Source organism: Streptomyces sp. NPDC024632 (assembly GCF_055559175.1).
Genome location: NZ_JBVHLD010000012.1, coordinates 77927 through 103923 on the forward strand (window position 1 = coordinate 77927; position 25997 = coordinate 103923).

A 25997-nucleotide genomic window follows, 5' to 3' on the forward strand; every position below is an offset into this window, starting at 1 on the left:
GCCGTGCGGGTCGTCGCGGCGGCGGTCCGCGCGCCGGACACATCCGCACATCCGTACGGCGCGCTCCGCGCGAGCCGAGGGCCGTACGCCATTTCCCAGGGGAGAGCCATGACCCAGCCCATCGACTCCGTGACCGCGGGCACCACCGCGGAGGACACCGCGGCGCGGGACCTGCCGGGGTGGTCGTTCGAGACCCAGCAGGTGCACGCGGGCACCGCGCCCGACCCGACGACCGGCGCGCGGGCGGTGCCGATCTACCAGACGACGTCGTTCGTGTTCCGCGACACGCAGCACGCCGCCGACCTGTTCTCGCTGGCGGAGCCCGGCAACATCTACACGCGCATCCACAATCCGACGCAGGACGCCTTCGAGCAGCGGGTCGCCGCGCTGGAGGGTGGTGTCGCGGCGGTGGCGCTGGCGTCGGGGCAGGCCGCGGAGACGCTGGCGATCCTCACGCTGGCGCGCTCCGGTGACCACATCGTCTCCAGCGCGTCGCTGTACGGCGGCACATACAACCTCTTCCGTCACACGCTGCCGAAGTTCGGCATCGAGGTGTCCTTCGTGGAGGACCCCGACGACGCGGACGCGTGGCGGGCGGCGATCCGGCCGGAGACGAAGGCGCTGTTCGCCGAGACGCTGGGCAATCCGCGCGGCAATGTGCTGGACGTGCGGGCGGTCGCCGACGTCGCGCACGCGGCGGGTCTGCCGCTGATCGTGGACAACACGGTGCCGACGCCGTTCCTGCTGCGGCCGATCGAGCACGGCGCGGACATCGTGGTGCACTCGGCGACCAAGTTCCTCGGCGGGCACGGCACGACGATCGCGGGCGTGGTCGTGGACGGCGGGACCTTCGACTTCGGGGCGCACGCCGAGCGGTTCCCCGACTTCACCGAGCCCGACCCCAGCTACCACGGTCTCCAGTACTGGCCCGCGCTCGGCCCCGGCGCCTTCGCGGCGAAGCTGCGCGTGCAGCTCCTGCGCGACCTCGGCCCGGCGCTGTCGCCGCACTCGTCCTTCCTGCTGCTCCAGGGCGTCGAGACGCTGTCGCTGCGGCTGGAGCGGCACTCGACCAACGCGCAGGCGCTCGCGGAGTGGCTGGAGGCGCGTGACGAGGTCGCGGTCGTCCACTATCCGGGACTGCCCTCCAGCCGCTGGCACGACGCGGCCCAGCGCTATCTGCCGCGCGGGGCGGGCGCGGTGCTCGCCTTCGAGCTGCGGGACGGCGCGGAGGCCGGAAAGAGGTTCGTGGACGCGGTGTCGCTCTTCAGCCACCTGGCCAACATCGGTGACGTGCGGAGCCTGATCATCCACCCGGCGTCCACCACGCACAGCCAGTTGGACGAGGCGCAGCTCGCCGCCACCGGCACCTCGCCGGGCCTGGTGCGGCTGTCGGTCGGCATCGAGCACATCGACGACCTCAAGGCCGACCTGGAGGCGGGCTTCCGCGCGGCGAAGGGCGCGTCCTGAACACCGCTGCCACCACTGGGGTCCCCCTGCTGCCCGCCACGGGCGCCTGGCAGCCGGGGGACCCGCCGGGGCGCCGGAACTGGCACGCCCTCGACCGGCCGCTGGCCCTGGAGGCGGGCGGCGAACTGCCGGGCGTGCGGCTGGCGTTCGAGACCTGGGGGCGGCTCGCGCCGGACGCGTCCAACGCCGTCCTGGTGCTGCACGCCCTGACCGGGGACAGCCATGCGGCGGGTCCGGCGGGTCCCGGGCATCCGACCGCCGGGTGGTGGGACGCCCTGATCGGACCGGGCCGCGCGCTGGACACCGACCGGTGGTTCGTGGTCGCGCCGAACGTCCTCGGCGGCTGCCAGGGCAGTACGGGTCCGTCCTCGTACGGTCCCGACGGTCGTCGCTGGGGCGGTTCCTTCCCGTTTCTGACGCAGCGTGACCAGGTCGCCGCCGAGGCGGAGTTGGCCGACTGGCTGGGCATCGGGAGCTGGGCGCTGGTGGTCGGCGGGTCGATGGGCGGGATGCGCGCCCTGGAGTGGGCGGTCGGTCGCCCCGAGCGCACCCGCGCCCTGCTGCTGCTCGCCTCCCCCGCCGCGGCGAGTGCCGAGCAGATCGCCTGGGCCGCCGTCCAGTCGCACGCCATCCGCTCGGACCCGCACTGGCGCGGCGGCGACTACCACGACGCGGGTACGGGCCGCGGACCGCACGCGGGGCTCGGCCTCGCGCGGCGGCTGGCCCACGTCACCTACCGCAGCGAGGGCGAGCTGCGGTCCCGCTTCGGCCGCTCCGCGCAGGACGGCGAGGAGCCCTGGCGCGGCGGGCGGTACGCCGTCGAGTCGTATCTCGACCACCACGCCGCCAAGCTGGTGCGGCGGTTCGACGCGGCCAGCTACGTCGTGCTCACCGAGGCGATGAACGCGCACGACATCGGCAGATCCCGCGGCGGTACGGCGGCGGCCCTGCGCCGCGTGACCGCTACGACCCTGGTCGCCGGAGTCGACTCCGACCGCCTCTACCCCCTCCCCCAGCAGGCCGAGTTGGCGGCGGGCATCCCGCACTCCGACCGGCTGCGGATCGTCGAATCGCCGTACGGGCACGACGGATTCCTCATCGAGACGGATCAAGTGGCCGCGCTCGTCAGAGAACTGACGGCGTGAGGGGCATGGGGTGCTGACGGAAGAACTGCCACATCAGGGCGTCGGCGCTGATCTCACGCGTCGTCGTACCGTTGCCCGCGGAGTCCTGTGGTGATCCCGGCCAGGTGTGACCGCCGTCCGACACCGAGTACAGCTCGACGTCCGCGCCGTCGCGGCAGCCTCCGTAGACGGTCCGCTGGACGTGTGCGGTGGTCTGGGTGGTGGCCGGTCCCGTCGTGCAGCCGTTGAGGGAGGCCCAGCGCTGCTGGGCGGCGGGCACCGAGTAGTGCCAGGCGGCACTGTCGCCGCCGCCGTAGTACGGGTTGGTGTTGTCCTGCTGCCCGTGGAAGGCGATCACCGGTACGGCTCTGCCGGGCGCGCAGGACGCGGCGTCCGGCCGGCTGCCGTCGGCAGGGTCGGGGCGCCCGGCGCGGATGCCCGCCACCGGGGCGATCGCGGCGACCTTGTCGGCCAGCGCGCACGCCAGCGCGGAGGTCATCCGGCCGCCGCCGGAGTAGCCGGTCGCGTACACCCGCGCCGGGTCGACGCAGGCGGAGGCCGTGACCGTGTCGATCACCTGGCGCAGGAATCCGACGTCGTCGCGGGTGCCCTGCGGGGTGACGGAGGGAACGTTCCAGATGAAGCCGCCGCCGCTGGGCACCACCCCGGTGGGCGCGGCGACGACGAAGCCGTTCGCGTCTGCGGTCGGCGCCATGTCGCTGTACGCGAGCTGCCCGGCGCCCGTGCCCTGGCTGCCGTGCAGATCCAGCACCAGGGGCAGCAGCGTGCCTTGGGCGCGAGCCGGGATACGGACGAGGACCTGGTAGGTCGCGCCGCCGAACGACACCGGCGTGTTGTACTGCCCGCTGCCGAGCGCGGGCACGCACTGATCCGGCGCCGTCCCTCCCCCGCCGGGGAGGTTCCACTTCTGCCAGGCGTTGGCGTTGGAGTCCCAGATCTGCAACTGGGTGCCGTTGGCCGTGCTGCCGCCCGGATCATCGAGGAAACGGCCCGACTGAGGATTCCTCAGATGCCCGTCCGACTGGGCCTGCCACTGCTGTGCACCCGAACCGTTGCACGTCCAGAGCTGGATCTTCGTCCCGTTCGCCGCCCCCTGGCCCGTCACGTCCAGGCACTTGCCCAGCGCCCGGACCGTACCGTCCGAACCGACCGTCCACGACTGCGCGTTGGTGCCATTGCAGTCGTAAAGCTGCACGGGAGTGCCGTCCGCGCTGCTCGCCGACGCCACATCCACACACTTGCCGCCGACACCCGTGATGGGTCCCGTACGAGCGGACGGCGAGGTCGGAGGAGAGGTGGGCGACGTGCCGGTGGGGACGGTGAACTGGCCCTGGCTGAGGACGCGGGAGGTGGTGAAGGTGGTCTGGAGACCGGCGGTGGTGTTGGCCGAGGTGAGGTAGTCGGACCAGATCATGAACCAGGTCCACAGCGGCTGGGCCGCCAACTGCGCGGGCGTGGGGACCGTACCGACCTCGGCGAGCGAAACCGGCTTGCCGTGGGCCTGGTTGACGATCGCCTGGTACCACTCGGTGCTGGCCGAGCCGTGCACCCACGGGTCGAGGCTGGCGACGTCCACGTACGCGTCACCCGGGTAGTAGTCGGCCACGTGGGCGGCTCCGCCGTCGATGTCCTTGACGTTCCAGACCCAGATGATGTTGTCCAGGCCCCTGGACTCCAGATAGTCGTGGGTGATCTGGAACAGCCGGGCGCTCCCGGCCGCGCCGGTCTTGCCGCCCCACCAGGCCCAGCCCTCGTTCATCTCGTGCAGCGGACGGAACAGCACGGGGATGCCCGCGTCCTTCAACTGCTGGAAGTACGGCGCCACTTGGTCGAGCTTGCGCTTGTAGTCGGTGTTCAGCGTCGAGCCGTCCGTGACGAGTTGGCTCCACTCCGGGTCCGACAGGTGGCTGCCCTTGATGGGGTTGGGGCCGGCGTCGAAGTCGCAGGTCGCCACGTCGGGCCGGCACATGTGCCAGGTCAGGTTGACCAGTGAGCCGTTGGCCCACTCGGTCTTCGCCTGGTCGATCATCGTCTGACGATTGGCGATGTCGTCCGGCCGGAAGCCGAACTCCCCGCCCCACAGCCCGGCCCACTTCCCGGTGATCGAGTGGGCCTGGGCCGTGTAGGCCGAGGGCTGGCTGAGCGGTTCCTTGTTGTGGACGCCACTGATCACATGGTTCCCGCTGATCTGGTGCAGGTAGCCGATCACCGCGTCGGGCGTCGAGGCACCGGTCGCCGACGCCTGCGGGGGCGAGGTCGCCAGCCACGCCCCGGCCACCAGCGGCAGCGCGGCGAGCAGGGCGGCCCGCCTGCGGGTGAAGATCTTCGCTCTCATCGGACCCTCTCATGTATCCCATGGGGGTGGAACGTTGCATGCCGCGCGTCCGTGGCAGCGAGATGTCGCGTCATCGCGGCCACGGGAAAACGGCGGAAAGACCAACGCCTGGAAGCTAGAACTCTGGTCTAGGCCATGTCAATGAGTCCGGCACAGGTTTTCTAAAACGTGCCAGTGACTTATCAGTAACCAGGGATGGATTACGGGGCGCGGCCGGGCACGCGAGAGAGCGCGGGCGGGCCACAGCGCGGGGAGACGTACTCGTACGGACGAGGGACGCGGCGCCGACAGCGGTGGGGCGGCGCGCCGTCACCGGCGATCCGACCTCAACAGCCCGACGACAGCGCGGTGTTACGGCCTGGGCGGCGGCGCTGTCGAACCCCTCGGGACGAGGCCGGGGATCTGGGCCGCGTGGGACGCGGGCTTCTGATGCGTCATCACATCGAAGAGCGTCTCGGTGACGTCGGCGCCGAAGGAGAAGATGTCGTGCCGCATCGCCGAGAGCATGGGCCGGGTGAGCTGGCACAACTGCGAGTCGTCCCAGGCGAGCAGGGACAGGTCCTGCGGTACGGACAGGCCGAATTCGGCGGCCACGCCCAGCGCGGTGACGGCCATGATGTCGTTGTCGAAGACGATCGCCGTGGGGCGCTCGGCGGAGAGCAGGAGCGTACGGCAGGCGCGGCTGCCCTGGTCGGCGGAGAAGTCGGCGACGACGGTCTGCGCCGACAGGCCCAACTCGGCCGCCGTCTCGGTGAACGCGCGGGTCCTGATGGCGCTGTGCCCCAGTTCGGCGGGTCCGCTCACCCGGGCCACCCTGCGGTGCCCGAGCGCCGCCAGGTAGCGGACCGCCTCGACGGTCGCGGCGGCGTCGTCGGTCCACACGGAGGTGAACGGACCGGCGAGCGAGGGGTGTCCGACGGCCACGGCGGGCAGGCCGATCGCGGACAGCGCCGGGATGCGCGGGTCGTCCACCCGCAGGTCGACCAGGATGCTGCCGTTGACCCGGTTGCCCTGCCACCACTCGCGGTGGACCTCGATCTCGTCGTCGGCCTCGACCAGCCGCAGCAGGAGCGAGCAGGAGTGGCGGCCGAGCACGCTCTCGATACCGGAGATGAACTCCATGTAGAACGGTTCGAGGCCGAGCATCCGCGCGGGTCTGGCGATGGCGAGTCCCACGGTGTGCAGCGCCCGGCCGGACAGCGACTGCGCCGCCTGGTTCGGGCTCCAGCCCAGGTCACGGGCGGCCTGGAGGATGCGTTCCTTCGTACTGGACGACACGCCCGGCTTGTTGTGCACGGCGATGGTCACAGCGGACGGCGAGACTCCCGCACGCCGGGCGACGTCCTTGATCGTGGCCTTGCGCCCGCCGCCCGCTGCTGCCGTCTGGCTCACCCGGATGTCCGCCTTCGTCTCGTGGTCGGGCCGTGCCGAGACGCGCCGCACCGGGGCCGGAAGTCGCGGGTCGCGGGGAGTCCCGGCCGAGGGGTGGACCGTACGAGCCGCCTCGTCGGCTCAGCGTACACTCAAACGTTGCATACGCGCCGGTCGGCGCCGGTCGGCGCCGGTCGGCGCCGGTCGGCGCCAGTCAGCGGCCCAAGCCGCCCCGGGGCCGGTCGACAGGCCCACGCCCCGGCCGTACGCCGCGACGCGGGCCCGTGGCTCAGCGCGCTCCGGCCGTGGCCGCTCCCGCGATGGCCGCCGCACCGACCAGTCCGGCGTCCCCCCGCAGCGCGGCCCGCTCCACGAGTACCCCGGCCGCGAACGGCAGCGCGGCGTATGACTCCAAGTGGCGGCGCAGCGGCGGGAACAGCACGTCGGCGGCCTCGGCGACGCCCCCGCCGATGACGGCCGCCTCGATCTCCACCAGGGTGGCGACCGCCGCGATGCCCGCGGCCAGGGCCCGCGCGGCGGAGTCGAAGGCCGCCAGCGCGACCGGGTGGCCCCGCCGGGCGCCGACGGCCACCGCCGCCGCGTCGGCCGGACCCTCATCGGGCCGCCAGCCCTGCTCCAGCGCGCGGCGCGTGATGGACGTGCCGCTCGCCAACTGCTCGACGCAGCCCCGCGATCCGCAGACGCACGGCTCGCCGAGCAGGTCGACGGTGATGTGCCCCAGATGCCCGGCGTTGCCGGTCGGCCCGCTGCGGACAGCGTTGTCAAGGATGAGTCCGGCGCCGACGCCGGTCGAGACCACCATGCACAGCGCGTTCCGGTATCCGCGCGCGGCGCCGATCCAGTGCTCCGCCGCCGTCATCGCCACGGCGTCGCCGCACAGCACCACCGGCTTTCCCGCCACGGCGGGGTGCGCCCGTACGCGCTCGACGATCGGGAAGCCGCGCCAGGCGGGGATGTTCACCGGGCTCACCGTGCCCGCCGCGATGTCGACGGGACCCGCGCTGCCGATGCCCAACGCCGTGACCGCGCGCCAGTCCTGATGTGCCGTCAGCTCGGCCAGCACTTCGAGGACGGCGCCGAGAACCGCCGAGTCGGCGCCCGCGGGCGTCGGACGCCGGGCCCGGTGGCGTACGCGGCCCTCGGCGTCCACCAGCGCTCCGGCGATCTTCGTCCCGCCGATGTCCAGGGCGGCCAGCAGCCGCCCTCCGACCTCGGGCAGGAGCAAGGACGGCTGCGCGGCATCAGTGGCCATGGGGTGGATCTCCGTTCACGGCAGAGAGACGGGAGACGGGCCGGCCGTGGGAACTGGCCCCATTTAGGCGTGCGTCAGCGCAAAGGAGTCGATCTCGGACCAGCATGCTACTACAGCGTTTTATGGACGACGACACGCCATGCCGTGCCCGCTGCCCTCCTGTCGCGGTCCGGTCCGCGCCCGGTGTCCTCCGCACCGCCCGGTCCGGGCAGACCTCGTCGGCAGCGGGAATCACCGCCGGCCGCGCGCCATGCGGCCGCTCACACGGGGTCCCTCAGACGCGAGGGCTCGGCGGCGCGAGGACGAGGGCCTGGCGGCGCTGATGGACGGTCAGGTAGCGCAGCCCGTGCGGACCTGCGGTGAACGCGCGTAGCGAGCGGCGCGGGAGCCACACCAAATCGCCGGGGACGAGGGGGACTTAATCGAGTTCGGTGGTGAGGCGGCCGCCGCCGTCGAGGATGTGGACGAGCACGTCGAGGTCGGGGCCGAGGTGCGGCGCGATGCCCGCGTGCGGCGGGAGTTGGATGATGTTGGAGTCCAAGTCGCGGTCACGCATGCGCAGTTTCCACACCGCGCCGGAGGCGTCGGGCACGCCCGGCGATGCGACGGCCGGGGCGCCCGGACCGTCCGCGGCATCCGGGAAGGCCGGGGCCGCCGAAACCACCGCGGAGTCCGAGACCACCGGGGAGTCCGAGACCGCCGGGGAGTCCGGTTGCCGCGCGCCGGTCAGGACGCGGGGCAGCGAGGTCGACGCGAGTTTGCGGATGCGGATCCGCCACTCCCCCGGCGCCTTGTCCTCGTACTGCCAGTCGTGGCCGCCCGGGTGCTCCGTGTCGAACTCCTCGCGCAGGTGGCGGGGGTCGTGGTCGTTGACCAGGACCAGCGAATCCCCTACTGCGAGGGCGTCGTACGCGGCGAAGACGGCGGGGTGCCTGCCGGGCTTGGGCAGCGGACGTACGTCGAGCTCGGGTCCTGGCACGGGCCGCGCCTCCCTCTATTTCTACAAGTGGCGATTGTGTAAACTCTAGCGCATGACGCCTCCCTCCGATCCCACGGACGCCGTGACCGACGCGCCCGCCGGCCGTCGGCGGGCCGTCCTCGACCTGCTCCGGCGATCGGCGGCGCCGCTGAGCATCGCCGACATCGCCCGCCGCCTCGAAGTGCACCCGAACACGGCCCGGTTCCACCTCGACACACTGGTGGGGCACGGGCAGGCGGAGCAGGTCACGGCCGCGCGCACCGGGCCCGGAAGGCCGCCGCTGTTGTTCCGCGCCAGCCCTGGCATGGACCGGACGGGGCCGCGCAATTACCGGCTGCTCGCGTCGATCCTCGTCGAGGAGCTGTCGCACAGGCCCCGTCCCACGCAGGCGGCGGTCGCGGCCGGGCGCGCCTGGGGCGGGGAGTTGGCCGAGGCACCGGACGCAGCGGCCCCGTCGGGCACGGTCACCGAGGCGCGCACGACGGTCACCGAGGCGCGCGCGGTCGAAGGTCTCATCCGCCTGCTCGACGACCTCGGCTTCGCTCCGAAGCGCCCTCCGCGCGGCGCCGTCGACCGGATCGGCTTGCGGCACTGCCCCTTCCTCGACCTGGCGCAGGAGCGGTCGAAGATCGTCTGCCCGATCCATCTGGGCCTGATCCAGGGCGCGTTGGCCGCGATGGAGGCGCCGCTGACCGCCGAGCGGCTGGAGCCGTTCGTGGAACCCGACCTCTGCGTGGTCCACCTCGGCCGGGCGGCACGCCCCGTGGAAGGGAAGGGGCGTTGAGCGCGTCGGCGGCGGCCTCGGTGGCCCTGGTGTTCACCTGGCTCGGGATGGTCCTCGCCATCTCCTTCCTGGAGGCGCCGCTGAAATTCCGCGCCCCGGACGTCACCGTCCGTATCGGTCTCGGCATCGGCCGCCTGGTGTTCCGCGCGCTCAACTCCGTCGAAGGGGTCTTCGCGGTGACCCTGCTGACCGTCGCGGCCAGCGGACCCCTTTCCGCCCGCGCGACGGTCGCGCTGACCGCCGCCGTGGCTCTGCTCGTCCTCCAACTGGCCGTGGTACGGCCCCGCCTGACCCGCCGTTCGAACGCGGTCCTGGCCGGGCAGGACCCGCCGCGCTCCCACGCCCACTACGCCTACATCGGCCTGGAAGCCGCCAAGGTCGCGGCCCTGATCACGGCAGGCACCCTGCTGCTGGCCGGTTGACGCCCGCGAGCCGGTCCCCACGGTGCGGAACCGGCCGCTCAGAAGAGGGCGATCGGGTTGACCGGGACGCCGGTCATGCCGTGGATACGCGGCGGCGCGACGGAGAGCAGGAAGCTGTAGCGCCCCAACTCCGCGCACAGCGCGGCGAGATCGTCGAGCTGTGAGGCGTCGATCAGGGGCATGGCCATCCGGCCGAGTGCCACGCCGTGCAGCGGCGACGGCCCGTTCGGATCGAGCGGTGGGAAGGCGTCGCCCCGGTCACCGGTGTAGACGGCGACCTGGCGGTGGTGCATCCAGCGCACCGCGTCGAGGCTGATGCCCGGTGTCGGTGTGCCGGGGACGGGCGTGGCGGGCCAGCCGAGCCGGATCGCGAGGGCGTCGCCCGAGCGCACCTCGACGTTCTGCCGCTTCTCGGCCTCCTCCAGGTCGTGCGAGGTCACCGCGTGACCGGGCGCGAGCGGGCCGTCCACGGCCAGGTCGAGCAGCACCCCGCGTGTGACGATGCCCGCGGCGAAGGCCCCCGTCGAAGCGAAGGTCACGCCCGCGGCGGTCACGACCTGGTCCCTCGGACGTCCGGGGTAGACCTGACCGTCGGTCGACCAGTGCGCCAGCGCGTCGATGTGGGTCGAGCCCGCGTGGTGGTTCTGCGTCAGCGTCAGATCGGCCGCCACGGGAACGCCGGTGTAGGACATCATCTGCTGGACCGGGGAGACGTCCACCGTCGTCGGCGCGAACGGGCTGCTGACGATGGGGGTCGGCGTGATCGGCTGCGCCAACGACACCCACCGGCCGGTCCGCACCTCGGCGGCGGCCTGTGCGCGTACGGCGTCGGTGATCAGATTGAGCGTGCCGAGTTCGTCGTCGGAACCCCAGCGGCCCCAGTTGTCCGGAAGTTCCTGCTCGGTCGGATCGGTCACGTGAGCGCTTCCCCTCTTGCGATGTGCGGGAGCCGCGCGATGCGCCGAACTGCCCTTGTTCGCCCCGGCCGGCGCACCACCAGCGGCCAACAGCATACGGTCGACACCCTTTTCACACCTGCCACATCCGGGATCGGACGGACGGGGTGGCAGCGGCGGGAATCGTGACGCTTGCCGCAGCCGTTCCAGCCGGGACGCCACCCGCCTCCGCACGGCCCGCGCACCCGCCCGACGGCGGGAACGGGCGGCGGGTCCCGTGACATACCGTCACCCCGATGCGTGCCGTGACGTGCGCGGCCGGGTGTTACGGCGAAGGGTGGGAGGTTCAGGGCGCCGCACCGGGCGGGGGCTCCGTACCGGAGGTTTGCGCACATGCGGTCCCTGCACCCGTCGCCCGCCCGCTCCGTACCGGCGGACGTACACCGGTCGTGACCGGGGAGGACACCGCGACACCGGCCGTGAGCGAGGAGGACACCGCGACACCGGCCGCCGGGTCGCCGCCGCGGGTCGCCTGGGCGTGGCCCGGCTTCGCGCGCGGTCTGCTGTACGCGCTGCCGGGCGCCGCGGTGGCGCTGCACGATCCGGGCGCGGGCATGGCGCTGGCGGTGGGCGTGCTCCCCGCCGCCGTCATGCGCATGCCCGCCCGGCGGCGGGCCCGGTTCATGACCGTCGTGGTCGGCCTGTGCACCGGCCTGCCGATGGTGCTGGGGTCGCTGCTGGTGCAGGTGCGGTGGGTCGCGGTGCCCGGCGTGTTCCTGCTGGCATACGCGTCCGCCGTCGTCGCCGCACGGCGCCCGGCAGGGATGGTGCTGCTCGTGCTCAGCCTGCCCATGGTGGGCGCAGGGCTGAGCTATGACGACGTGTCCCAGGCGCTCGGCATCACCGGGCTGATCGTCGCGGGCTCCGCGTACGCCTGGCTGGTGTCGCTGCTGTGGCCGTCGACCGCGCCGCCCCCCAGGCCGCCGGGCCCGCCGCACTCCGCCGAGCAGGCCAGGATGTACGGTCTGCGGCTCGGCGCGGCCGGGGCCGCCGCGGCGGGCTGCGGTCTGGCGCTGGCGCCGACGCATCCGGGCTGGCCGGTGGTGGCCGCGCTGATGGTCATGCGTCCGCGGCCCCAGATGCAACGGCTGCGGTCCTTCGGCCGGGTGCTGTCGGTGCTGGCCGGTGGCGCGGTCGCGCTCCTGCTGCTCCGTAACGACGCGCCGGACTGGGCGTACGCGGTGACCGCCGCGGCCACGCTCGCGCTCGCCGCGGCGACCCAGGGCAGCCGCTGGTATCTGACCCCCGCGTACTCGACGGTCCTCGTGCTGCTCCTGCTGCTGCACGCGGAGCCCGACCAGGCCCGCGCCCGGGCCGACGAGCGTCTGTGGGCCACGGTCGCGGGCGTGGCCCTCGCGTATCTCTTCGGTCTGCTCCTGCCGAGGATTCTGCGGCTGCCGGCGGTGTCGCGCCTGCTCGGGGCACCGGGACGCGGCTGACCACCGTGCCCCTCACCGCGCGGGCGCGGCCTGCTTCGTCTCCTGCGGCGCGGCGATCCGGCCGAGCGAGCGGTCGACCAGGGTGAGGACGAGGAAGACGGCCGCGGCGGCGAGCATGAACAGGGCGAGGCCGTGCAGTCCCGAGGTGGTCGCGCGGCGGCCGAAGAAGGCGCCGGTCGCGGAGGAGGCGACCATGGCGCCCAGATACATGAACGTCCGCAGCAGCCCGGACGACGCGCCCATGCGCGCGGGGTCGGCCTGGAAGTAGAGCGCGTTCTGGTTGGCGAGGCTGACCAGGCCCTGCGGCAGTCCGAGGACGACGGCGACCGCGACCAGCAGCCACACCGCGGCGTGGTCGCCCACGGCCAACAGCATGGCGCAGGCGACGAGTTGGGCCACGGCGCCGACGACCAGCTTGCCGCGCACGACGGCCTTGCGCCCGGTGAGGGTGGACACGACGATGCCGACCGCGAAGGTGGGCAGCAGGAGCAGCCCGGCCGCGGAGGCGCTCAGCCCCCTGCCGTCCTCCAGCCACTGCGTGAGGCCGTAGATGAAGGAGTACGAGACGGTGTACGCGACGAAGGTGCGGGCGTAGGTCGCCAGCAGCGGGATGTTGCCCGCGAAGACGCCGACGTCGATGAACGGGTCGGCGGCGCGCCGCTCGCGCAGGGCGAATCCGGTGCCCGCGAGCAGGGTGAGCGCGATGAGCCAGGCCCGGTCGGTGCGGGCGTCCATGAGGAACAGCAGCAGCGATACGAGGGTGGCGGCGAAGAGTAGGACGCCCGCCCAGTCGAGGCGGTTGCGCGGGCGCGGCCCGCCGTCGGGGAGCGGGGCGCCGTCGGCGGCGCCCGACGGCGCGAGCGCGGTCCTGCCCGGCAGGTGGATCCAACCGAGGACGAGGCAGGCGATCGCGAGCGGGATGTTGATGGCGAAGGTGCTCCGCCAGCCGCCGAGTCCGATGAGCAGGCCGCCGAGGGCCGGGCCGATGACCGCGACGGTCTGGCCGGTCACGGCGAGCGTGGTGAGCACGCCCGCGGGGCTCTTCATCCCGGTGCGTTCGGCCTCGCTGCGGATCAGGTACATGGCGGCGGGATAGCCGGCGCAGGTGCCGAAGCCGAGGACGACGCGGGCGGCGACGAGGACGGTGAGGTTCGGGGCGAGGGTGCCGATCACCCCGGCGACGCCGGTCAGCGCGGCCCCGGCGAGGAACAGCCGCTTGGGGCCGTACGTGTCGACCAGCCGTCCGACGAGCGGTTGCCCGATGGAGGTGGCCAGGTAGAGCGCGGAGATGAGCCAGGCCGTCCGGGCGGCGTCGGCGCCGAGGGCGGCGCCGATCGGCGCCAGGGCGACGGCGATGATGGAGGAGTTGATGGGGTTGAGGATCGAGCCGATCATCATCGGCGCGAGCAGCCGCCGGTCGAAGGCGCCCTCGGCCGGTGCGGAGGAGGGTTCCGACCGCTCGGGCCGCTGGGGCCGCTCGGGCCGGCCTGGAGCGGCCGGTCCGGCGGACCGCGCGGCGGGTTGTACGGCGGGTTGTACGGCGGCTGGCGCACCCGACGCGGCGGTCCGTTCCGGCCGTACGGCGGCCTGCTCCGTTCGTACGGCGGGCACGGCGGACGCCTCGGGCTGCTCAGACGGCCCGGACGGCCCGGACTGCCCGGACTGCCCGGACTGTCCCTGCGGTATCGCGGCCATCAGTTCGTCAGCCTGCCCAACAGGCGCATCGCCTCACTGATCGTGTGCCGCTCCGCGTCGTCGTACTGCTCCTCCAAGGCGCGCGCCAGCCACTCCACGCCCGCCTGCCGAGCGCCCTCCGCGCGCTCGCGGCCCGCGGGGGTCAGCTCGACGATCTGGCGGCGGCCGTCGGCGGGGTCGGGGGTGCGGTGGATCAGTCCCAGCCGCTCGAGTGAGGACAGCGTCGCGGCCATGGACTGCTGCCGTACGTGCTCGGCGTCGGCCAGCGCGGCGGCGGTGACGGCGTCGCCCCGGCTGACGCGCATGAGCACGGACGACTGCGACGGGGTCAGATCCTCCCCGTCCGTCACCTGGAGGATGCGGCGGCGCAGTCTGCCCACCACCACGCGGACGTCCAGGGACGCCTGGAGCATGCCGGGAGCGACCGGCTTCGCTTCACTTTGCATATCGTCAGTCTACACTGTTTAATTCTCACTGTTCAGTTAAGACTGTCTACTTTCCGCCGAGAGGACCCGCCCCTCATGTCCGCATCCCGTACCGCCCTGCTGGTCATGGACTTCCAGAACGGCATCGTGCAGCGCATCGCCGACGACTCCGTCGTGGCCGCGGCGGCCCGCGCGGTCGAGGCCGCCCGCGCCGCCGAGATTCCGGTGATCTTCGTACGGGTCGCCTTCCGGCCCGGCTATCCGGAGACCGCCGCCTCGAACCTCTCCTTCAGCGCCCTCAGCCAGGCAGGGGACGCCTTCACCCAGGACAACCCGGCCACCCAGGTGGTCGACGCGCTCGCCCCGCGCGCCGACGAGCCGGTGGCCGTCAAGCGCCGGGTCAGCGCCTTCACCGGCAGCGACCTGGAGGTCCTGCTGCGCGGCGCCGGTGCGGACTCGCTCGTCCTCACCGGCCTGTCCACCAGCGGCGTCGTCCTGTCCACCATCCGCCAGGCGGCCGACCTCGACTACCGCCTGACCGTCCTGTCCGACGCCTGCGCCGACAACGAACCCGACGTCCACCGCATCCTCATCGAGAAGGTCTTCCCCAAGCAGGCCCAGGTCATGACCACCGACGAGTGGGTCACGTCCCTCTGAGCCGACGGCTGTTGCCCTACCCCGCGGCCTCACGCGCCGGTGCCCGGCCGCGCCGGAGGGTCGGTGTCCGGCGCCCGTGAAGCGCAGGTCACGGGAGAGGTCCGGCGTTCACGGACACGCTCTAGACTGAGCGCTCGCGCGGTCGGCGCGCAGGCGCGGTCCGGAGGGAGAGCGGTGGTGGCGAGGGGCGGGGGCGACTTCGAGGAGTTGCCCGCTGAGGTGCTGACACAGGCCGCCGCGGCCTTCGGCCTGCTGGCCTCGCCCGCGCGGCTGCACCTGGTGTGGACGCTGATGCAGGGCGAGAGCGATGTGACCGCGCTCGCCGAGCGGGTCGGCGGCGCGCTGCCCGCGGTCAGCCAGCACCTGACGAAGCTCAAGCTCGCCGGCCTGGTGCGGTCGCGCCGTGAGGGACGGCACGTGGTGTACCTGGTGGACGACCCGGACGTGGAGACCATGGTGCGGTGGATGCTGCGGCAGCTCGCGGAACGCGGTGGGTACACGACAACGCCTGGGCGCGTCCGTGACCTGGGCGCCTGACAGCGGACCACGTCCCACCGCCTGGGCGGCGCCCGAGCCGGTCGACGGCCTGGAGCAGGGCGCGCCGCCCGGTCACCTCACCGCCCCCGACACGGCGGATCTGCCCACGCTGGAGTTCCTGCGCGTGGTCGGCAGCGGTCCGCGCGGGCTGCTGGAGTCGCAGGCCGACGACCGGCTCGCCCGGTACGGCGAGAACGTCCTTCCCGCGCTGCGCTCCGTCTCCTGGCCGCGCCGCTTCCTGCGCAGCCTGCGCGATCCCTTCACCACCGTGCTGTTCTGCCTCGCCCTGGTGTCGGCCGCCGTCGCCGCCTGGAACACCGCGTGCGTGATCATGGCGCTGGTCACGGTCAGCTGCGTGCTGCGCTCCAGCGGCGAGTACCGCGCCGACCAGTCGGCGTCGGCGCTGCGGGAACTGGTCGCCGCGACCGCGACCGTACGCCGTCGAGCGGACGCGAACAGCGCGCCGGAGACCCGCGAGATCCCCGTCGACCAACTGGTGCCCGGGGATGTCGTCCTGCTCGGCCCGGGGGATCTGGTCCCGGCCGATCTGCGGCTGCTGCGCGCCACCGGGCTCACCGTGCACCAGGCCGCGCTGACCGGGGAGTCCGCGCCCGTCGCCAAGTATCCGGTGGAGAGTCCCGCCCCGACCGGCGACGCGTCGCGCGCCTCCGACCAGGAGCCGGGGGACGGGGTGTCCGGCGACCGCCGGCACCGGCACGGTTCGTCGTACGCGCAGGAGGCGCCGCACCTGTGCCTCCAGGGCAGCAGCGTCGCCTCGGGCAGCGCGACGGGGGTCGTGATGGCGACCGGCGAGCACACCCGGTTCGCGCGGGGCTTTCGCGGTATGTCGACGCGGCGGCGGGAGAGCGCCTTCGACCGTTCCGTGCACGGCATCTCCTGGTCGCTCATCCGGTTCATGCTGCTGACGCCGCCGCTGGTGCTCATGGCCGACGCGGGTCTGCGCGGGCGCGGTCTGGAGACGCTGCCGTTCGCGGTCGCGGTGGCGGTCGGCCTGACGCCGGAGATGCTGCCGGTCGTGGTGACCACGACGCTGGCCAGGGGGGCGTCCCTGCTCGCCCGTGGCAGCGACGTGATCGTCAAGCGGCTGCCCGCGCTGCACGACCTGGGCGCGATGGACGTCCTGTGCACGGACAAGACGGGCACCCTGACCCAGGACCGGCCCGTCGTCGCCTGCCATGTCGACGGCGAGGGGCACGACAGTCCCGACGTCCTGCACTGGGCGGCCGTCAACAGTCTGTGGACCCTCCAACTCGCCGAGCTGCCCTCGCCCGACGCGCTCGACGAGGCGCTGCTGGACGCGGCGGAGGAGCGCGGCGACGACCTCGACCACGACGCGGTGGCGGCGCTCCCCTTCGATCCCGTACGCCGCCTGGCCACGGTGGTGCTGCGGACACCGGGCAGTCCCGGCACGCACGCGCTGGTCGTGAAGGGCGCGGCGGAGGCGGTGATCGCCCGGTGCGTGCGGCAGCGCGTGGACGGCCGGGACACCGACCTGGACGACGAGGCCCGCGCGCGGCTGCTGTCCATGTGCGCGCAGCGGGCCGAGGGAGGTCTGCGGGTGCTCGCCGTGGCCGCGGCGGAGCGGCCCGCGAAGTCCGGCGCCTCGTCCGTCACGGCGTCGGACGAGTACGGGCTGACGTTCCTGGGCGTCGTCGGGCTGCGGGACGCGGCGGCGGACACCGCGGCCGACGCCCTGACGGCGCTCAGCGGGCGCGGTGTCACCGTGAAGGTGCTCACCGGCGACCATCCGGGCACCGCCGCGCGGGCCTGCGACGAGATCGGACTCGACCCCGGCCGGGTGGTCACCGGCGACACGATCGACGGCCTGGACGACGACGCTCTGGCCGAACTCGCCGAGACCACCACGGTCTTCGCCCGCTGCACCCCCGCGCACAAGGCCCGCGTGGTGCGGGCGCTGCGCGCGGGCGGCCACGTCACCGGTTTCCTCGGCGACGGTGTCAACGACCTGCCCGCGCTGCACGCCGCCGACGTGGGGATCAGCCCGCGTGACGCCACCGCCGTGGCGCGCGAGGCGGCCGACGTGGTGCTCGCGGCGAAGGACCTCACCGCGATCTGCCACGCGATCGTCGCCGGGCGCCGCAGCAGCGGCAACATCGCCACCTATCTGCGGATCGCGCTGTCCTCGAATCTGGGCAACGTCATCGCGATGCTCACCGCCGGGCTGCTGCTGCCCTTCCTGCCGATGCTGCCGATGCAGGTCCTCGTGCAGAATCTCTGCTTCGACGGCGCGCAGCTCGCCTTCGCCTACGACCGGCCGCCGGCCGCCGACATGGCGCGGCCCTCGGCCCTCGAACCCCGCGCCATCCTGCGCTTCGTCACCGGTTTCGGCATCCTCAACGCCATCGCCGATGTGGCGACCTTCGGCATCCTCGCCCTGTCCATCAGGGGATTCGGCACCAGCGCCAGCCAAGAGGCTTTCCAGTCGGGCTGGTTCACCGAGAATCTGCTCACGCAGGCCCTGGTGATGCTGCTGCTGCGCACCGGCCGCACCGCCGCGGAGGGCCGCGCGCCCGGCCCGATCCGGCTGACCACCAGCGCGCTGGCGGCCATCGGCATCCTCGTCCCCCTCTCCCCCCTCGCCCCCGCCCTCGGCTTCACCGCGCTCCCGCTCTTCTATTACGCGCTGCTCGCCGCGGTCCTCATGTCGTACGGGACGGCGCTGGTGATGGCGAAGACGCGGTACGAGGCGCGGACCGCCGCCCGTCAGGGACTGGCGGCGTCGAAGCCGTAGCGCAACGGGGTGTCCCCGGCGCGGGACGTGCGTCGATAGATGTGCAGCGCGTCCACCCGTACGCCCGTCGTGCCCGCTTCGTCGTCGAGGGGGCACGGACAGCTCACCTGCACCACTCGCGGCCGTCCGGCCACCCGTATCCGCACGCCGTCCGCCGGACCGCCGTCAAGGACCGCGGCTTCCCAGCCGTCGGCGCCGTTCCCTGCTCTCTCCATGCGCGACACTTTATCGATTACGCAATTGGGGAACTGTCGCGGGTGCGGACGTGGCGGGATTCAGGCGACGGGGGGTGGGACCGCCCCCAGGGGGGGTGGAAGGGGCGGCCCCGGCTCGGTGGACCTCAGACGTTGACGCCGAAGTCGGTGGCGATGCCCGCGAGACCGGAGGCGTACCCCTGGCCGATGGCGCGGAATTTCCACTCCGCGCCGTTGCGGTACAGCTCGCCGAAGACCATCGCCGTCTCGGTGGAGGCGTCCTCGGTCAGGTCGTAGCGGGCGAGCTCGCGCCCGTCGGCCTGATTGACGATACGGATGAACGCGTTGCGGACCTGGCCGAAGCTCTGGCCGCGCTTCTCGGCCTCGTAGATCGACACGGGAAAGACCACCTTGTCGACCTGGAGCGGGACCGTCGCGAGGCTCACCCTGATCTGCTCGTCGTCCCCGTCACCGCCGCCGGTCAGACTGTCGCCGCTGTGCGTGACGGAGCCGTCCGGGCTCTCCAGATTGTTGAAGAACACGAAGTGCCGGTCGCTCAGCACCTTCCCGCCCGCGTCGCACAGCAGCGCGGACGCGTCCAGGTCGTAGTCGGAACCCGTCGTGGTCCGTACGTCCCACCCCAGGCCGACCGTGACGGCCGTCAGTCCGGGGGCTTCCTTGCTCAGAGAGACATTGCCGCCCTTGGACAGAGTCACACCCACGAGCCCTCTCCACCTTCCCGCTTGTTTTCGCGTCCTCTACTGAGAAGAACGAGGATCCACGCGACGCGGTTCCTTGATTGCGCAATCTTTGAAGTGCTCACAGGTCCAGGCCCGGACCTGCGGCGGAGGTCGGTACCCCCTCGCGACGCGGCGGACGCGCGTGTCGCGGGGCGAGTCCGTACGGTGGCACCGTGCGGTGACGGAAGGCGGCGGGACAGTGGCGGTCGACAAGCCCCGGAAGCGGTGGCCCTGGGTCGTCCTGGCGACCCTGGTGGTCGCCGGATGGGCCGCGGGCGGCCGTGGGCACAGCCCCGACGCCGCCGACCGGTCGGCGGCCGGCGGCTCCGCCCGGCCGAGCAGCAGCGCGCCGAGCACGTCCGCCGAACCCTCGGTCTCCGCGAGCGACGGTCTCGGGCGGTACGCGCCGCAGGTCAAGCGGTACGCGGCCCGCGCCGGGGTCGACCCGCAGGTGCTGATGGCGATCCTCTACAACGAGGACTACAAGCCGCACGACCCGGCCTTCCAACGGGCCTGGCAGAAGCTCAAGCCGGACGCCGCCTTCGGCATCGCGAACATGCACAAGGCCACCTTCGACGAGACCAGACGGGGCCGCGACTTCGCCGGCCGCGACTGGGACGAGCTGCCCGACGACACCGGCTTGGCCATCGAGTCGGCGGCCTGGTATCTGCACGACCTGGCCGCCCAGCTCCCCGCCCACCGCTCCACCTCACTGACGGTGAATCAGCTGATCGCGCTCGGCTACAACACCGGCGCGGGCAACATGCTGGCCTTCGCCCGAGGCGTCACCCCCGGGTCACAAGCCCAGTCCTATCTCGACCAGTTGACCTCGAACTGGGCCGCCGCGGGACGGGACGTGCGCGGCTCCGGCTGACCGCTCGGCGGACGCCGAGTGCCTCATGGCTGGTGGCTGGTGCCTCATGCCTGGTGCTGGACTCCGGGTGTCGCGGCTCAGGACACCGGAGGCGTGGCGGGCGCGGTCGCCCGCGACGACCAGGCCGACCACAGCTCGGCGTACCGGCCGCCCGCGGCGACCAGTTCGTCGTGCGGGCCCTCCTCGACGATGCGGCCGTCGTCCATCACCACGACCCGGTCCGCGGTGGCGGCCTGCGTGAGCCGGTGCGCCACCACCAACGCCGTGCGTCCGGCGAGCACTTCGCGCGCGGCGGCCTCCAGCGTGCGGGCGCCCTCGCTGCCCGCCTCGGCCGCCGACTCGTCCAGCACGGCGATCGGCGGATCGGCCAACGCCAGCCGGGCCAGCGCCAGTTGCTGGGACTGCACGGCGGTGAGCGCCATGCCGCCCGACCCGACCCGCGTCGCCGTCTCCTGGGGCAGCGCGCGGACCCACGCCAGGGCGCCCGCCACGTCGAGAGCCGCTGTCAGCGCCGCCTCGTCCGCGTCCGGCCGGGCCAGCAGCAGATTGTCGGCGACCGTACCGGCGAAGACGTGGGTGTCCTGGTCGAGCAGCAGCACGGCGGGCCGCTCCGCCCGCCCGGTGGCCCCGACCGACACCTGACCCGACGTCGGCGGATGGACGCCCGCGACGATCCTCGCCAGGGTGCTCTTGCCCGCGCCGGTCGTGCCGACCAGCGTCACCTGCTCGCCGGGGGCCAGCCGCAGCGAGACGCCGTGCAGCACGGGCCGTCCCGGCAGGTAGGCGTGGTGGATGTCCCGCGCGTCGAGGAGATACGCCGGGCCCTGTGCGGGGTCGGCGGCGGGCTCCCGCGGCGCGGGTACGGGCGTCGCGCTGGGCTCGGCGGCGGACTCCCGCGGCGCGGGTACGGCCGTCACGCCCGGCTCGGCGGCGGGCTCCGGTGCGAGGTCGGCCGCTCCGACCAGCCGGGCGAGTCCCGCCGCCGCCTCCTGCGCGGTCGCCGCGAGCCCCAGCAGCACATTGACGGGGTCGAAGAGCCGGACGAACAGCAGCGCGGCGGCGGTGGCCTCGCCGACGCCCGCGTGGCCGGCGTGCACCAGCCAGTAGCCGGTGCACAGGATCAGCCCGAGGCCGGTGAACTCGGCCGCGTTGAGGCGGCCGTAGAAGCGCGAGCGCAGGGTGACCGCGCGCAGGGCGTAGCCCATCGCGGCGGCCGAGCGGTCCGCGACGCGCTTGGTGTGCCGTTCGGTGAGCCGGAAGGCCCGTACGGTCTCGACGCCCGACACCGATTCGAGGATCTGCCGGGTCCGCTCGCCGCCCGCGACGCGCTGGGCCGCGTAGAGGGGACCCGAGTGGCGCAAGTACCAGCGCATGGTGGCTGTCTGGATCGGCATGGCGCACAGCCCCGCCAGGGCGAACCGCCAGTCGAGGGCGGTCAGTCCGATGACGGTGAAGCCGATGGTCAGCGCGGCGCCCGCGACACTGGGCAGCACGCCGCGCAGCGCGCCCGCCACCAGGGAGGCGTCGTCGCCGATCCGCGCGGCGAGGTCACCCGCGCCGACCTGTTCGACGCGCTGCGCGGGCAGGGCGAAGGCGCTCTCGATGACGCGTTCGCGCAGCCGGGCCAGGGCGGTCTCGCCGACCCGCGCGGTCAGCCGCAGGCCCATCGCGGTCAGTACGGCCTGGGCCAGCACCGCGGCCAGCAGCACGCCCGCGGCTACGTAGACCGGTCCCTCGCCGCGCCGCTGCTGCACCACGTCCACGATCCGGCCGAGCGCCAGCGGCCCGACCAGGCCGACCAGTGCCTCGGCGACGAAGACCCCGGCGGTCAGGAGGGCGAACGCCCTTTGCGGGCGGACGAGTTCGAGCACCGCGCGGCCGGTTCTCGCCGGGGTCGCGACGGGCAGCAGGTCGGCGACGGTGGTCGCTTCCCCGGTCCGCTCGGTCTGCGCGCTCACCCGAACACCGCCGCCCGGTAAGCCGGTTCGGCCGCCGTGAGGTCGGCGTGCCGCGCACTGGCCACCACCGCGCCTTCGGTGATCAGGACGGTACGCGCGCAGGCCGCGAGCAGCGCGGGGGACGTGGTCACGATCAGTGTCGTACGGCCCGCCCGCTCGTCGGTGACCGTGCGGGCGATCCTGGCCTCGGTGACCGAGTCGATCGCGGTGGTCGGGTCGTCGAGCACGAGGATCGGCGGGTCGGCGGCCAACGCCCTTGCGAGGGCGACGCGTTGGCGCTGGCCGCCGGAGAGGAAGGCGCCGCGCTCGCCGACGCGGGTGTCCCCCGCGGCGGGCAGCAGGCCGTCGGGGGCGGGCCGGGGAAGGGTTCCCTCGGGCCCGGAGCCGAGATTGTCGAGGATCGTGCCGTCGAAGAGGAACGGGTGGTGCGGTGCGACGAGGACGCGTTCGCGTATCGCGGCCCCGGTGAGGTCGGTGGCCGCCGTGCCGTCCAGCAGGACGGCGCCGCTCTCGGGCTCCGCCTGTCCGCGCAGGCACGCCATCAGGTCGGCGACGGCGGCCGGGTCCGGCACGACCAGCCCCACGTGCTCCCCCGCCGCGACGCTCAGTTCGATTTTGCGCAGCCGCCCGTAGGTGAGGGCGCGCAGTTCGAGCGCGCCACGCGGGCCCGCCGGGGAGTCGGCCTCCGGGGCGTCCTTGGCCGCGGCGGGAGCGCCGGGCGCGCCCGCCGTGTCGAGCACCGCCGTGACGCGTCCGGCGGAGGCGCGGGCGCGGGCGAGGTCGGGGCCGACGGCGATGAGGCCCTGGGTCGGCCCGAGCAGGAACTGGCACAGGCCGGTGCAGGCGATGAGGTCGCCGAGGCTGATCCGGCCCTGGAGGGCGAGCCGCCCGCCGACCAGGGCGACCGCGGTGACCAGGACTCCGCCGAGCAGCACGGCGGCGGCGTCCATCAGCGCCTCGAAGCGGGCGGCGGAGATCGTGGCGCGCAGGCTGGTCCGGTTGGCCTCGACGTAGCGGGCGTACGCGGGGCCCTCCGCGCGCAGGCCCTTGAGGACCCGCAGTCCCGCGACGAAGTCGACCGCGGTGCCCGACGCGCGGGCGGCGGCTGCCTGTTCCGCCGCGCCGCGGCGCTCCAGGGGTCGGCCGAGCAGATGCACCGCGACGAGGACGGCGGGCGTGCCGAGCAGCACCAGCAGGCCGAGCGTGACGGACATGCGCAGCAGCAGGGCCGCGCCGAGGACGAGCGCGAACACGCACGCGATCGCCTGGACGACGGACGTGGTGAATCTGCCGACGTTCTGCGCGTCCGAGACGGCGACCGACATCAGGTCGCCGGGCATCCGGTCCCGTACGGCCGTCCCGTCCGGCGCGAGCATCCGGTCGGTGAGCCGTACGCGGACGGCGTGCGCGGAGCGTTCGGCGGCGGCGACGGTGGCGCGGGAGCCGAAGCGGAAGCACAGCGACAGCGCGAGGAAGTCGGCGGCCAGCACGGCGAGCCAGGCCGCCAGCTCCCGGCCGGAGCCGCCGTCCACCGCCCGGTCGATGACGACGCCGACCACCACCGGCACCAGCGCCTCACCGGCCAGATGTCCGCTGCGCAGCAGCACCGCAGCGGTGAGGCTGCCGCGTACGTGGAGCGCCGCGGCGCGCAGCGGGCCGGGGTCGGCGGCGGGGGTGACGGCGGCGGTGGGCGGTGTCTGGGGCATGGCGAGGTGTGCGCTCTTTCCAGGCCCGCGGGGACCTTGGCCGGTGGGTGGTGCGTCGTGCGTACGGCCGCCGGACGGTGGTACGTGCGGCGGCCACCGCGAGGTTACGGGTCGGTCCGGGCTGTCGTAAATGAGCTACGCTGCTGACTTATGTCGCTGAACAGCCATGCCGTCGCCGAGGGTTCGACGCCGCCCGCCCGCGCCGAGGCGCTGCGCGTCGTGAACTTCGACATGGCGCGCGGCCAGCGCTTCGGCGAGCACGAGCACGATGTGCACCAGCTCGTGTGGGCGCCGACCGGTGTCCTGGCCGTGGACATCGGCGCGCACTCGTGGGTGCTGCCGCCGACCTTGGCGCTGTGGATACCGGCGTGGGTGCCGCACACGACGAGCGCGAGCCGCACCGCCCGGATGCGCAGTGTGTACGTGCATCCCGAGAGCTGCCCGCTGGCGTGGTCGCAGCCGACGGTGGTGGCGGTGGGGCCGCTGCTGCGCGAGCTGATCACGCACCTGGCGGACCCGGATCTGGAGCCGGAGCCGAGGGCGCGGGCGGAGGCGGTGATGTTCGACCTGCTGCGGCCGGTGGGGGTAACGACGATCGACCTCCCGATGCCGGTGGACGGCCGGGCCCGCAAGGTGGCCGAGGCGCTGCTGGCGCTGCCCGCCGACCACCGGCCGCTGGAGGACTGGGGGCGCGAGGTCGGGGCCAGCGCCCGTACGCTCGCGCGGCTGTTCAGCTCCGAGACCGGGATGTCGTTCGGCCGCTGGCGCACCAGGGCACGGCTGCGCGCCGGGCTGGAGCACATGGCGGGCAACCGGCCGCTGGCGGCGGTGGCGCTCCAGGTCGGGTACTCCACGCCCAGTTCGTTCATCGCGGCCTTCCGCCAGGAGACCGGCCGCACACCGGGCGCGTACTTCTCCGCTTCGCCCCGCTGAGACCGGTCCCGCGGCAGCGCCGTCACAGCGAGGTCAGCGCCTTCTCGAAGTCGTCGAGCACGCCGAGCGCGTCCTCGTAGCCGCCGGGCAGGAAGTAGTCGCTGCCGTAGAGGTGGTGGGCCTTGGCGGCGGCGAGCTGCTTGAAGGACTTCTGGGCGAAGAGCTTGGGCCCGAGGTTGGCGGGCTTCCCGTCGTTGGTCGTGTAGTAGAAGATCGCGTCCGCGTCGGAGAGCTTGGCGGTGATCAACTCGTAGGAGACGGGCTGCTGTTCGGCCAGCCGCTGGGTGGCGGTGGCGAACTGCGCGCCCGCCTCCTTGAGGATGCCGCCGATCGGCGACCCCACGCCGTACAGCCACCACTGGCCCTCGTCGAATCCGCCCTGGAGCAGATCCCAGTGGACGCGGCCGAGGACGTCCGCGTGCTTCTGCTTGATCTCGGCGACGCGCTGGGCGTAGCGGCCCTTGAGCTTGTCGAGAGCGGTCGGTACGCCGAGGACCGCCGCCGTCTGGTCGGACATGTCACGCCAGGGCGCCTTGGACTTGGAGAAGGGCAGCAGGACGGTCGGCGCGAGCTCGCTGAGCTGGCTGTACGGCAGGTTGGCCTGGACGTCGATGCCGATGATCAGGTCGGGGCGCAGGGCTGCGACCTTCTCCACCTCGATGGCGCCGCCGACGCCGTTGGAGACCTTGGGGATCTTTCTCCAGCGCTCCAGGTCGCGCTGCGGGACGTACTCCTCCCCCGCGTTGAACAGGCCCGCGGGGGTCAGGCCGAGGTCGAAGATCGCGGACATCGGGAAGTCGTTGATCGCGACGACGCGCTGGGGCTTGTCCGGGATCTCCAGCGGGCCCTTGGCGGAGTCGACGGTACGGGTCGCCTTCCCGCCGCTCTTGCCGCCGCCCTTGGTTCCGGCCGAAGCGCTGTCCGAGGAGCCGGATCCGCCGGATCCGCAGGCGGCGAGGCCGAGGAGCGCGGCGCCCGCCGCGCCCGCGCCGAGCAGGGTGCGGCGGGTCGGACGCGCGAGGCGCGACGAGGAGGGGCCGGGCGGCAGGGACGACATGAGGACCTCCGAGCAGAACTTAGGTTTACCTAACTTTGGTTACCCTAAGCGCGGCTTTCCGGGGTGGATTCTGGCCTCGGCCAGTCGGTGTCGGCAGAAGGTCACCCGCAGCCTCCGGCCGCTACCGCCGCCGTACGGACGCGGTCTCGCCAACTCCCCTGCGCGGCACGGAATTCCGCACTCCGGTGCGACGACGGAACGGCCGCACGGAGCATCGGCCCGATCGGGCAGGACCACTCAGGAGTGTCCGTTCGGCGACACAAGATGTCTTCCTACG

22 protein-coding genes are annotated in these 25997 nt (G+C 73.3%); 10 read left to right on the forward strand and 12 right to left on the reverse strand.

The genetic code is table 11. The features are described 5' to 3' along the window. Positions 1–108: 108 nt before the first annotated feature. Positions 109–1467 (forward strand): bifunctional o-acetylhomoserine/o-acetylserine sulfhydrylase, encoded by a 1359-nt coding sequence (locus tag ACZ37P_RS24580; RefSeq protein ID WP_401722135.1) that lies wholly within the window; start codon positions 109–111, stop codon positions 1465–1467. Beyond that, on the forward strand, positions 1464–2612 hold the full coding sequence (metX, locus tag ACZ37P_RS24585; RefSeq protein ID WP_467348792.1) for a homoserine O-acetyltransferase MetX: 1149 nt from the start codon (positions 1464–1466) through the stop codon (positions 2610–2612). The genes ACZ37P_RS24580 and metX overlap by 4 nt, the downstream gene beginning before the upstream one ends. Here metX and ACZ37P_RS24590 read toward each other — a convergent pair. The 4 genes from ACZ37P_RS24590 to ACZ37P_RS24605 form a co-directional block, all read right to left on the reverse strand. Beyond that, positions 2593–4947, reverse strand: a complete 2355-nt coding sequence (locus ACZ37P_RS24590) for an extracellular catalytic domain type 1 short-chain-length polyhydroxyalkanoate depolymerase (protein ID WP_467348624.1) — start codon at positions 4945–4947, stop codon at positions 2593–2595. The genes metX and ACZ37P_RS24590 overlap by 20 nt on opposite strands. A gap of 351 nt (positions 4948–5298) precedes the next feature. Beyond that, positions 5299–6339: a LacI family DNA-binding transcriptional regulator gene (locus ACZ37P_RS24595; RefSeq protein ID WP_391118126.1), complete on the reverse strand. Its 1041-nt coding sequence runs from the start codon at positions 6337–6339 to the stop codon at positions 5299–5301. Positions 6340–6607: 268 nt separating this feature from the next. Beyond that, positions 6608–7591 (reverse strand): ROK family protein, encoded by a 984-nt coding sequence (locus ACZ37P_RS24600; protein WP_467348625.1) that lies wholly within the window; start codon positions 7589–7591, stop codon positions 6608–6610. A gap of 418 nt (positions 7592–8009) precedes the next feature. Beyond that, positions 8010–8570, reverse strand: a complete 561-nt coding sequence (locus ACZ37P_RS24605; protein WP_467348627.1) for a DUF2249 domain-containing protein — start codon at positions 8568–8570, stop codon at positions 8010–8012. Between the two features lie 52 nt (positions 8571–8622). Between ACZ37P_RS24605 and ACZ37P_RS24610 the strand changes: the two genes are divergently transcribed. Together ACZ37P_RS24610 and ACZ37P_RS24615 are read left to right on the forward strand one after the other, a co-directional pair. Continuing rightward, entirely contained in the window at positions 8623–9354 is a 732-nt protein-coding gene (locus tag ACZ37P_RS24610; protein ID WP_467348629.1) for a helix-turn-helix transcriptional regulator, read from the forward strand. 47 nt (positions 9355–9401) lie between these two features. Continuing rightward, positions 9402–9776, forward strand: coding sequence for a hypothetical protein (locus tag ACZ37P_RS24615; RefSeq protein ID WP_467348793.1), 375 nt, complete (start codon positions 9402–9404; stop codon positions 9774–9776). 38 nt (positions 9777–9814) lie between these two features. On the opposite strand, the gene ACZ37P_RS24620 is transcribed toward ACZ37P_RS24615, so the two are convergent. Beyond that, positions 9815–10693, reverse strand: a complete 879-nt coding sequence (locus ACZ37P_RS24620; protein ID WP_391044932.1) for a cyclase family protein — start codon at positions 10691–10693, stop codon at positions 9815–9817. 428 nt (positions 10694–11121) lie between these two features. Here ACZ37P_RS24620 and ACZ37P_RS24625 point away from each other — a divergent pair, with 428 nt between their 5' ends. Then, positions 11122–12171 (forward strand): FUSC family protein, encoded by a 1050-nt coding sequence (locus ACZ37P_RS24625; RefSeq protein ID WP_467348631.1) that lies wholly within the window; start codon positions 11122–11124, stop codon positions 12169–12171. Between the two features lie 12 nt (positions 12172–12183). On the opposite strand, the gene ACZ37P_RS24630 is transcribed toward ACZ37P_RS24625, so the two are convergent. Both ACZ37P_RS24630 and ACZ37P_RS24635 read right to left on the reverse strand, forming a co-directional pair. Beyond that, positions 12184–13569, reverse strand: coding sequence for an MFS transporter (locus tag ACZ37P_RS24630; RefSeq protein WP_467348795.1), 1386 nt, complete (start codon positions 13567–13569; stop codon positions 12184–12186). Between the two features lie 296 nt (positions 13570–13865). Beyond that, a complete protein-coding gene (locus tag ACZ37P_RS24635) occupies positions 13866–14312 on the reverse strand; it encodes a MarR family winged helix-turn-helix transcriptional regulator (RefSeq protein ID WP_355340900.1) in 447 nt (148 codons plus the stop codon). Between the two features lie 75 nt (positions 14313–14387). Here ACZ37P_RS24635 and ACZ37P_RS24640 point away from each other — a divergent pair, with 75 nt between their 5' ends. The 3 genes from ACZ37P_RS24640 (at position 14388) to mgtA (ending at position 18258) form a co-directional block, all read left to right on the forward strand. Beyond that, entirely contained in the window at positions 14388–14948 is a 561-nt protein-coding gene (locus tag ACZ37P_RS24640; RefSeq protein ID WP_355340903.1) for a cysteine hydrolase family protein, read from the forward strand. 177 nt (positions 14949–15125) lie between these two features. Next, positions 15126–15485, forward strand: coding sequence for an ArsR/SmtB family transcription factor (locus ACZ37P_RS24645; protein ID WP_391161906.1), 360 nt, complete (start codon positions 15126–15128; stop codon positions 15483–15485). Then, positions 15469–18258 (forward strand): magnesium-translocating P-type ATPase, encoded by a 2790-nt coding sequence (mgtA, locus tag ACZ37P_RS24650; RefSeq protein WP_467348632.1) that lies wholly within the window; start codon positions 15469–15471, stop codon positions 18256–18258. The genes ACZ37P_RS24645 and mgtA overlap by 17 nt, the downstream gene beginning before the upstream one ends. Here the strand turns inward: mgtA and ACZ37P_RS24655 are convergent. Then, positions 18231–18473, reverse strand: a complete 243-nt coding sequence (locus tag ACZ37P_RS24655) for a hypothetical protein (RefSeq protein ID WP_355340909.1) — start codon at positions 18471–18473, stop codon at positions 18231–18233. The genes mgtA and ACZ37P_RS24655 overlap by 28 nt on opposite strands. A gap of 125 nt (positions 18474–18598) precedes the next feature. Next, a complete protein-coding gene (locus ACZ37P_RS24660; protein ID WP_467348634.1) occupies positions 18599–19174 on the reverse strand; it encodes a TerD family protein in 576 nt (191 codons plus the stop codon). Between the two features lie 217 nt (positions 19175–19391). Here ACZ37P_RS24660 and ACZ37P_RS24665 point away from each other — a divergent pair, with 217 nt between their 5' ends. After that, entirely contained in the window at positions 19392–20066 is a 675-nt protein-coding gene (locus ACZ37P_RS24665) for a lytic transglycosylase domain-containing protein (RefSeq protein ID WP_467348636.1), read from the forward strand. A 77-nt stretch (positions 20067–20143) separates the two neighbouring features. Here ACZ37P_RS24665 and ACZ37P_RS24670 read toward each other — a convergent pair whose 3' ends face one another. Both ACZ37P_RS24670 and ACZ37P_RS24675 read right to left on the reverse strand, forming a co-directional pair. After that, positions 20144–22024 (reverse strand): ABC transporter ATP-binding protein, encoded by a 1881-nt coding sequence (locus ACZ37P_RS24670; RefSeq protein ID WP_467348637.1) that lies wholly within the window; start codon positions 22022–22024, stop codon positions 20144–20146. Beyond that, positions 22021–23730 (reverse strand): ABC transporter transmembrane domain-containing protein, encoded by a 1710-nt coding sequence (locus ACZ37P_RS24675; RefSeq protein ID WP_467348638.1) that lies wholly within the window; start codon positions 23728–23730, stop codon positions 22021–22023. Before ACZ37P_RS24675 ends, ACZ37P_RS24670 begins: the two co-directional genes overlap by 4 nt. A 150-nt stretch (positions 23731–23880) precedes the next feature. Here ACZ37P_RS24675 and ACZ37P_RS24680 point away from each other — a divergent pair, with 150 nt between their 5' ends. Continuing rightward, a complete protein-coding gene (locus ACZ37P_RS24680; protein ID WP_355340924.1) occupies positions 23881–24663 on the forward strand; it encodes an AraC family transcriptional regulator in 783 nt (260 codons plus the stop codon). A gap of 22 nt (positions 24664–24685) precedes the next feature. Here ACZ37P_RS24680 and ACZ37P_RS24685 read toward each other — a convergent pair whose 3' ends face one another. Further along, positions 24686–25720 carry an ABC transporter substrate-binding protein gene (locus ACZ37P_RS24685; RefSeq protein ID WP_401853756.1) on the reverse strand — a complete coding sequence of 345 codons (1035 nt, stop codon included), beginning with the start codon at positions 25718–25720 and terminating at the stop codon, positions 24686–24688. Positions 25721–25997 lie beyond the last annotated feature (277 nt).